General features: G+C 35.2%; 7 protein-coding genes and 2 pseudogenes. 4 read left to right on the top strand and 5 right to left on the bottom strand.

Features of this window, described 5'->3' with window-relative positions; all coding sequences use genetic code 11:
- Together ACFIMI_RS09025 and ACFIMI_RS09020 are read left to right on the top strand one after the other, a co-directional pair.
- A pseudogene (locus ACFIMI_RS09025) lies at nucleotides 1-462 on the top strand (hypothetical protein); the annotation flags it as partial.
- Between the two features lie 183 nt (nucleotides 463-645).
- On the top strand, nucleotides 646-1,041 hold the full coding sequence (locus ACFIMI_RS09020) for a hypothetical protein (protein ID WP_375634885.1): 396 nt from the start codon (nucleotides 646-648) through the stop codon (nucleotides 1,039-1,041).
- Between the two features lie 137 nt (nucleotides 1,042-1,178).
- On the opposite strand, the gene ACFIMI_RS09015 is transcribed toward ACFIMI_RS09020, so the two are convergent.
- The 4 genes from ACFIMI_RS09015 to ACFIMI_RS09000 form a co-directional block, all read right to left on the bottom strand.
- Nucleotides 1,179-1,634, bottom strand: a complete 456-nt coding sequence (locus tag ACFIMI_RS09015; protein WP_375634906.1) for a replication/maintenance protein RepL — start codon at nucleotides 1,632-1,634, stop codon at nucleotides 1,179-1,181.
- Between the two features lie 374 nt (nucleotides 1,635-2,008).
- A complete protein-coding gene (gene traG / locus ACFIMI_RS09010) occupies nucleotides 2,009-3,919 on the bottom strand; it encodes a Ti-type conjugative transfer system protein TraG (protein WP_375634886.1) in 1,911 nt (636 codons plus the stop codon).
- Complete coding sequence (locus ACFIMI_RS09005; RefSeq protein WP_375692490.1) at nucleotides 3,897-4,121, bottom strand: conjugal transfer protein TraD; 225 nt, start codon at nucleotides 4,119-4,121, stop codon at nucleotides 3,897-3,899. Before ACFIMI_RS09005 ends, traG begins: the two co-directional genes overlap by 23 nt.
- A gap of 52 nt (nucleotides 4,122-4,173) precedes the next feature.
- Complete coding sequence (locus ACFIMI_RS09000) at nucleotides 4,174-4,404, bottom strand: TraC family protein (RefSeq protein WP_375692489.1); 231 nt, start codon at nucleotides 4,402-4,404, stop codon at nucleotides 4,174-4,176.
- 207 nt (nucleotides 4,405-4,611) lie between these two features.
- Between ACFIMI_RS09000 and traA the strand changes: the two genes are divergently transcribed.
- Nucleotides 4,612-8,325 (top strand): Ti-type conjugative transfer relaxase TraA, encoded by a 3,714-nt coding sequence (gene traA / locus ACFIMI_RS08995; RefSeq protein ID WP_375634891.1) that lies wholly within the window; start codon nucleotides 4,612-4,614, stop codon nucleotides 8,323-8,325.
- A gap of 78 nt (nucleotides 8,326-8,403) precedes the next feature.
- On the top strand, nucleotides 8,404-8,622 hold the full coding sequence (locus tag ACFIMI_RS08990) for a type II toxin-antitoxin system RelB/DinJ family antitoxin (RefSeq protein WP_375634893.1): 219 nt from the start codon (nucleotides 8,404-8,406) through the stop codon (nucleotides 8,620-8,622).
- Between the two features lie 54 nt (nucleotides 8,623-8,676).
- Here the strand turns inward: ACFIMI_RS08990 and ACFIMI_RS08985 are convergent.
- Nucleotides 8,677-8,844, bottom strand: a pseudogene (locus ACFIMI_RS08985) (P-type DNA transfer ATPase VirB11); the annotation flags it as partial.

Here is an 8,844-nt window from a genome sequence, read left to right as displayed (position 1 = left end):
CAAAATGCAAGGGTTTATGAAAATGGTAAAGTGAAAAGCTTTTTTGTAGACGTTTATGGTGATGCACAAATTTATGGCAATGCTATTTTTGAAGGCATGACAATAAATGATTATTGTGAGGTTTATGGCAACGCCCATATTCAAAACGCTGTTGTAATTGAAGGTAATGCAAAAATTTATGATAACGCCTCTGTAAGTGGACATGCTCATATTTCTGATTCATCTGTTATTTGTGATAATGCTCATGTCGGTGGCAATGCAAAAATAAGTGATGGTGCTTATATTTGTGATTATTCCTATGTCGTTGATGATGCCGTGGTTTGTGGTGCTTATGTATCTGGCGATTCTTGTATTCATAGCGCCGCCTCTTTAACTGAATATGATCAAATTCATGATGAGGCAATTCCAAGATTTGGTAGTGATGATGATTATTTTCGTGATGAGTATGAGGATGTTGCGTAAATAAAATAGCAGGTGCGGGGGGCGCCTGCTTTTTAAAAATAAAGAAACCGTATGTTACATTAAGCACTAAAAAATCATAAAATTGAAATAATTATCTATATAGGTATATAAATAATCGTGAATAAAATAAAACGTATCATATAGCCATAAAGCGTTTTATAGATAAAAATATTGGAGGGGGTAATGGACACTCTATCTACTAATAAATTAAATAAAAAAGAGAAAAATCCAAATTCCAAACAATCAATTTTAATAACTATAATACGTAGAGTGTTTTCTATCGTTTATAAAATATTACATAAGATATTGAAAACGTGCCTTTTTTTCCTTTTCCTTTTTCTTTTGCTTATTCGCAAACCGGTTATTATTTTAACAGAGTTTATAGCAGGGGGGAGTTTGCTGGTGTTATTTATTTTTTTTACTGGATATGTAGCGGGCTCTGCACCTTTTGAACACCAAACAGCAATGGTCATTGGTTATATAGTTTTGATATTTCTAAGTTTAGCTATCAATTGGGGATACGATACGCTCCTATTACGGTTAGCTCCTCCCGGTTCTGATCTTATGCTTTTCAAGTAAAAGCTTATTAGAGAATGTCTTCAAGCTGTTAGAATATGTGTATCGTTATAAAATACAAGAAGAAGTTGTTCATTAAGCTACAATGTTACCATTATTGGTAACATTGTGAAGCGTAACTACTATGCTTTTATTATTTTTCATCTAAGATAATCTTCGAGATCTATTTGATTACTGATGTCCATTTCTAAAGGTTTGCTATTCTCATATACACCTTGAATATCGGCTGCTTTTATGCGATTTTTAAAGTTCTCTCTAAGAGCTATTTTATGGTTTTTAGCACTACCTTTCCAACCAAGTTTTGGGTTGAGACGGTAGGATCTATTAATACCAATACGAGGACCTTCCAAAAGAATATCCATAGCTATTAGTCTTTTTACGCTTCGATTAAAGTGATGTCTGGTAATACCAACTTTTTTAGCCAATTCCGTTTGATTGACGACTAATAGATTTTCGAAATCAAGACGAGAAGCCAGAATGAAAAACACCTTGAGATCATATCCGTTTAAATTACTTTTCGCTATTATAGCCATCGGATGTTGAGGCATTGCAATCCATTCCTTTTTAAATCCATTTTTGCCTTTTAGGTATGACACAAACAACAAAGCCGTCCATAACCTCCACTATTTTACATCTATTTGGTATAATTTTTTTATCCACGTAGTTAAAAAATCAAATGTTTTTTCCCTACTATAAGGTGCTGTGTAGGCACCCTTAAACGCTCTCCTTCTAATCATGATTTCGGAGCTGCGTGAGAGGGACAAAACAAGACGTTAGGTTCTTTGTCAAGGACGCCTTTAGGCGCCATGTAATGGTTTCCTTGACACTAAGAACCAAGACTTGTTAGTCCTCTCATTAAACGCGGGTCTGATGTCATGATTTTGGTGAGCGTTCCAGAGAGTTTGAGAGGCGGATAGCCTCTCATTATTGATTATGGACGAACGAAGTGAGTTCTATTTAGGATATATTATTATTTAGGAGCAAATCTATTTTTGTTAGTAAGGGCTGTTAAATCCTTACGTCTAAAATAGATAGAGCGTCCACAACGGATAGGGGGTTGCCCTCGCACGAGAATGATTTGTTCGTCTAGGCGCATTTCTTGGGTAATTTCATGAGGATAAATTAAAGGTCTCTGCTGGGTGTTTACATTTTCTGTCCCTCTTGTATGGAATCCTCCTAGAGGTTTTCTTGAATTTTTCACTTCAACAGTCATTTGACCACATGCCTTAGATATATTTTCAGCAGTTTTAATATCTTGTATTGCGGCATAACTTATAAAAGCACAACTTTCAAACCATGTCATAGCACCCGATGAACCGAAATGACGTTCAATTTGTCCTATAGATTGGTAAAAGAGCATGAGAGATATTCCATATTTACGACCACGGTCACGAGCTTCTTCTAAGATGTTCATATATCCTAACAGATCAATCTCATCTAAAACAAAGAGGACTCTTTTTTCATAGTTTCCATTTGCGGCTTCCATAGCTTTGAGAAGAGAACCAACAAGAATCCGTCCCACACCAGGGTAAGATTTTAGAGTTTTTGATGGGATATTAAAAAAGATGTCTACATTGCCTTTTGTTATATCATTAGTTTTAAAGTCGTTACCACTTATAAGGTTGGCATAACTATCAAGGGAAAGCCATTGGGTATCTTTAGAAGCAGTAGCATAAACACTAGAGAAAGTTTGCTGTGCCATATTGGTAAAGACCCCGAGGGTTTCACGAATGAATTGTGATGAAGAATTTGATTGTATTGATTTCAATTTTCCAATAACCGATGGTTCTGGTTCTGATACAATCATACGAAGTGTTTTTAAGTTTTTTTCATGTTCTTTGTATTCATCAGAAAAGACGACATGTGCAAGTAGACCTGTTAACAAATTGTGAGCATGAGAGATAAAAAATTGATCGCTTGAAGTGGATCTATAATTTTCTGAAAGGAGGAGTCGTGCTGTCTCTACGAGACCTACTTCCTTTTCACAAATAGGGATATTTTTATCTAATAACCAATCTAAGGGATTAAAAGTTTCTGTTGAATCTCCATGGGGATCAAGAACGTATACTTTTCTTTTTGACAGCTGCCTTGTTTTTTTTACCATTGGAGCGATTTCAGTTGAAGGGTCAAAAACGACCAGTGGACCGGAATATTTGAGACAAGTTGGAATAACATTACTGGTTGTTTTATAACCACCAGAACCAGCAAAAAATAACATATGGGGTGAAGAAAAATTTTGTTTATATGTTAGTAATGGCTGTGTTCCTCCTTTCCCCCATGTTGTTTTGTCTTGAGAATCAAAAAGAACATCTGTTACAATATCTTCGTCTACTCGATATCGTTCTCCTACGATGATTTCTCCATCGCTTGGAAAGATGCTTTCTAGTTTTTTCATATTCATCCATTGAGCGCCGCCGAAGATTGTATTTTTTAATTTTTTCGAAGGTAATTTTTTTGGCAACGATAGATTCATAGTGTAACCAAGGATAACAACGCCAATAACAACACCCCATAAAACCATCCTATCAAAGAAAGGAAGAACATCCGCCCATGTCATATTATCTTGACCTACATATGGACTAAGTCTGATATATTCATTTGCACTATAATAAGTTGCAAACAAACCAAAGACGATCATGGACGAAATAGTGATATTTTTTCTGGTATGCTTTTTTTGTAATAAGATGAATGAAGAACATGAAAGTGCAATAAGGATTAAAATATCCAGTGGCTTTGATCTTACAAACCAATAAGCATCAGGCGTCGTTCCATTTTCTGTAATGTTATTGATGGTTATGTTTACAAGAAAAAGAATTATGATTGAAAAGAGAAAAGGGCATATTAAAAATATGATTTGTTTACGATTTAGATTGTTTATCATTTTGACCCCGCGTATTAGCAAAAGCATGCTGTCCTATTTTTTGTAAATTTTTATATTCATTTGAATTTGTATCAAGTTTTGCAGCGTGAATTAAACATCCTAAAATAAAAGACTTATCAGCATTTTTAAGACCAGCCTTTACGACAAGACCGCCTAGAATAATTTTTTCACGTGCATCTTTACGTCTTATTTCATCACTCAAAAATCTCCTCCTTTTTTCAATGCGTCTTAGTGATTTTATAGAGTTACCAAGATTATTCAGTTTTTTGCTGTTCTTTTTGAAATCGGGCTTTAATCTCCTCGAAAATATTTTTCCATTGATCGTTTGTTATGTTTAATTCTGTTAATCCCGCTTCTGCTGCTAATAGTGCAATTTTTTCTCCTTCTTGTTTTTTAGCAGCTTTAATTCTTTCAAGAAGTTTTTTACTTTTTTCTTCCAGAGCTTTTTTTTCCTCTATAAGTTTTTCTAAAGATTTACGTGACATTTCAAACTCTCTTTTATTTTTTAATCTTTATTTTTACTTAACAGAATAAATCTCCAATAACAATACTTAATAGTGCGCATTTATGCGCTCCTGAAAATGTCTTTTTTCAAAAGATTTTTGAAGGCGCAATTATACGTTTTAAAGTAAAACGTTTTATGCTATAGATTATTTCTGTGAAATAAACACAATTTTTGGTAATTGTATCTTATGGCGAGTACGCATTTACAAGCTAAAATTATTGGTGCTGGAAAATCAGCAATTTCGGCTGCTGCCTATCGTCATAGGACAAGGATGTTTGATGAGTTAGAAGGATCTCATACGCATAGATATGATAAAGATAGGGACCTTGTACATTCAGAAATGAATATTCCAGAAGGTTCTCCAAAATGGATTACACAACAACTCAGTTATTTTGATACAAATGATAAAAAAAGTGAATGGCTGTGGAACACTGTGCAAAATAGTGAGCGCGTGAATGGACAGTTAGCAAGAGAAATAGTTATAGCGTTGCCATTAGAGTTATCACGAGATCAAAATATTTCTCTTGTACGAGACTTTGTAAAAGAAAACTTTGCATCACGTGGTCTTGTTTCTGATTGGGTTTATCATGACAAGGAAGGAAATCCACATGTGCATATTATGCATACTTTACGTCCAGTTTTAGAAAATGGTTTTGGTCCCAAAAAAATAGCTGTCTTAAATGAAGATGGAACAGTAAAAAAATCTCTTGTTACTATTCGTGATAGACAAGGGAATGCTATAAGAAAAGAAGAGCGTATAGTTTATGAAACCGTCATAGGTCATAAAGATGCATTGAAGGATTTACGCAACTCATGGGGTGAGATTGCAACGATGCATCTTTCACTTGCAGGTCATGATATAAAAGTAGATATGCGTTCTTACAAAGAGCGTGGTTTATCTATAGAGCCAACCATTCATTTGGGGCAATCTGCTCATGCAATGAGTAAAAAAGGACTTGCTAGCAATGCGGTACAAGCTAATGAAAAAATAAAACAGAGATCTGTAGAGAAAATTAAAGAAAACCCTAATGAAGTATTGAAGTTAATTTCATTTGAGAAGTCGACATTTAATCATGGTGATCTTGCTAAGATCATTAATAGATATGTTGATAATTCAAATGACTTTAATGATATTATGGTGAGCTTAGAACAAAGCAATAACCTGATTAAAATTAAAGATCATTCCAATCCTTATAAAGTTATTTACTCCACAAAGGAAATATTAAAAACAGAATATGATATGGAGCGGAGTGTTGTTTCGTTGTCTCAAACGACAGGACACGGTGTAAAAGATAGACAGGTTTTAGAGGCAATAAAGTCTGTTGAGAATAAAGATAAAAGTGATAGATTTAAATTTTCAGAAGAACAAAAATTAGCCGTTCAACATATTACAGATGATAAAGGTATTGCGGCGGTTGTTGGTTATGCAGGTGCTGGAAAATCCACTCTATTGGAAGCCGCAAATATTGCGTGGGTTAATAGTGGGAAGCGTGTATTTGGAGCAGCGCTTGCGGGGAAGGCTGCGGAAGGTCTTGAAGAATCTTCAAAGATAAAAAGTAAAACTCTTGCTGCGTGGGAATTAGCGTGGAAAAATAAAAAAGATGAATTACGGGTTGGTGATGTTTTTGTCATTGATGAAGCTGGAATGGTTTCTTCAAAACAACTTTCGCATTTTGTCCAAAAAGTTGAAAAAGCAGGCGCAAAAATTGTTTTAGTTGGTGATAATATGCAGTTGCAACCCATTGAGGCTGGAGCGGCATTTCGCGCTGTAGTTGATAATATTGGTTATGTAGAATTATCCGGTATTAGGAGACAAAAAGAAGAATGGGGGCAAGATGCATCACGACAGTTTGCACGTGGACAAGTAAAGGAAGCTTTAGATCATTATAAAAATAGAGGATTCATTCGTGAGACTAAAACGCATGATCAAGCCATAAATACTCTTGTTAAAGATTGGATGAATACACGAAGAAAAGTTGAAAAAAAAGCTCTGGAAGAAGGAAAAACTTTACGGGGTGACGAATTACTTGTTCTTGCTCATACGAATGCGTCTGTAAAAAAATTAAATGAAGAAATTCGAACTGCTCTTAAAGATGCTCGTTTACTTAAATCTGAAGATAGTGCAAGCGTTACAAATTTTGATACTCTTAAGGGGCATAGGGAATTTGTTGTTGGTGACAGAATTATCTTTCTTGAAAATGCTCAATTTGAAGAAAGATCAGCCCCAGAATTAGGAAAGCAAAAAGTTAAAAATGGTATGTTGGGAACTGTTTTGTCTACACAAAATGAAAGAGGAAAACCGCTTTTAAAAGTGTGTCTTGACTCTGGCCAAGAAGTTGTTTTCTCCAATCAGACCTATCAAAACGTTGATCATGGATATGCGGCTACGATTCATAAGAGTCAAGGAGTTACCGTTGATAATGTCTTTGTTTTAGCCTCCTCATCTATGGATCAACATCTCTCCTATGTTGCAATGTCTCGCCATAGGCATCAGTCACATCTTTATGTAGCCGAAGAGGATTTTAAAAACGTTCGATTACACGAACACAAACAGGTTAAAGGTACAATCACTGGTGAACTTGTTGAAGCTGGGTATGCTTCTTTTAGTGAAACAGCCAAAACCAAAACACCTTATGCGGATATAGCAACTTTCCGTGGAGTTGAACGTGTTTATGGTGTAAATCTTCCCTCTGCGATAGATGGGGCTCGTATTGAGCTTGGTGATAAGATATCCATTCGTCAAAACAAAGAGACTGTTGTTGTTAACAATAAAGAGATTAGACAAAACATTTTTCATGTGGATTTTATAGAACGTGGTGATCCTTCTTTTGCTAGTAGCATTAAACAATCCGATCGTGCAAATACCTATGAAAAATTGGTAGCAGCTCTTTCTAGGTCTGGTGTTAAAACAACAACTCTCGATTTTTCTGAATCTCCTGATTATAGAGATTATATAGCCAAATTTAAAAAAAATAGAGGGATTGATGTTTCTCAAGGTTTAGGGGAAAAAATAGCCTCTTACGTTGATTTTAATAAAGAATGGTTGCAAAAACAAAAAGAAAAGATTGAAACCCTTTGGGGGAGAGCAACGACAGTTTTTAGCAAACTTAAAAAAGAAGAGCTCGAGGTTGAGCAATCACAAAAAGAGTTGAATGTTGCATCAAAAACAACGGAAAAAGCCCCATACCTTGCGGCTTATACGGATAACTCTAATCTAGAACAGAAGGTGCTAAGCGCTCTTAGAAATAAAAAATCTTACATTGATATGTTTAAGGAGTTAAACAGTCATTTAGCATCTATTTATAAAGATCCACAAGAGGCTGCGCTTAGGATTGAGCAAACGATTTTAGCAGGGAAAGGCGATAAACTCTCTGATATTTTGGATAGGGCACCTGATAGAGCGGGCGAACTGCGTGGATCAGATCGTTTTATCGATAAATTGAAGGCTACAGGAAAAGAACGAAAAGAAGCGCTTTATCATGTTCCTCTTGCTATTTCTTCTATTAAAATGCTTCAATCCTTTTATGAGAATTCTTATGAGACGCTGATGGTTAGTGTTACACGGGAGCGTGAACAGTTAAAAGTAGAGGTTCCGTCACTTTCACAAGAAGCAGTGACTTTTATGAAAAATGTTGAAGCTGGTCGTGATAGTTATTCAAAGATACCAGAGCAGGTTGGTGAAGAATTTTTAAAGCTGAAAAGTGCTTTAGATAAACGTTTTGGACAGGATGCTATTCATAAACAAGACTTTGACTTGTCAAAAGCAATCACGCCAAATCAGCCTCAAGATAAAAAGCTTGTGAAAGAGCTTCAAACAGCAGTTAAAGTTTTGCAACAGATACATACGAAAGAGCTAAATAATGTGATAGCGCAAACAATGTCAAAAGAAATTACACGATAAAGAAATTTAGAACATTAGAAACTTGTTATAATAACTCATTTGAGCCATACATAAGAAGGTAACTAAAGGAGGTTTACTATGGGCATAGCCGTAGATTCAAAAGATGTTATTCGAGCAAATATAGATAAGAAGTTGAAAAAAGAAGCCGGTGAAATATTAGCAAGTTTAGGACTTACGGTGTCTGATTTCATACGAATTTCCTTAGCTAAAGTTGTTGATGAAAGAGGATTGCCGTTTGATATGTCTATTTCTAATGCGAAAACGCTTAAAACTTTTGAAAAGAATGCAAAAGGATAAGATGTATACTTTGCGAAAGATATGAATGAGTTATTTAAGTCATTTCGACAGTTTTTAAAAAGCATCACGGCGTTTGAAGGGGTCGTAATAGATTTCTGTTACACGAAATTTTCCTTCGAGGCGTTTACATTGGATGATGACATCTATCATCGAGATTAATAAGCCGCGGATATCATCGCGTGCTAAATTACCACCACCGTCACTTTCTTTGACTAAAAGGGT

Source organism: Bartonella sp. AP4SXKL (assembly GCF_042195845.1).
GTDB lineage: Bacteria > Pseudomonadota > Alphaproteobacteria > Rhizobiales > Rhizobiaceae > Bartonella.
This window is presented reverse-complemented; position numbering and strand designations above follow the sequence as displayed.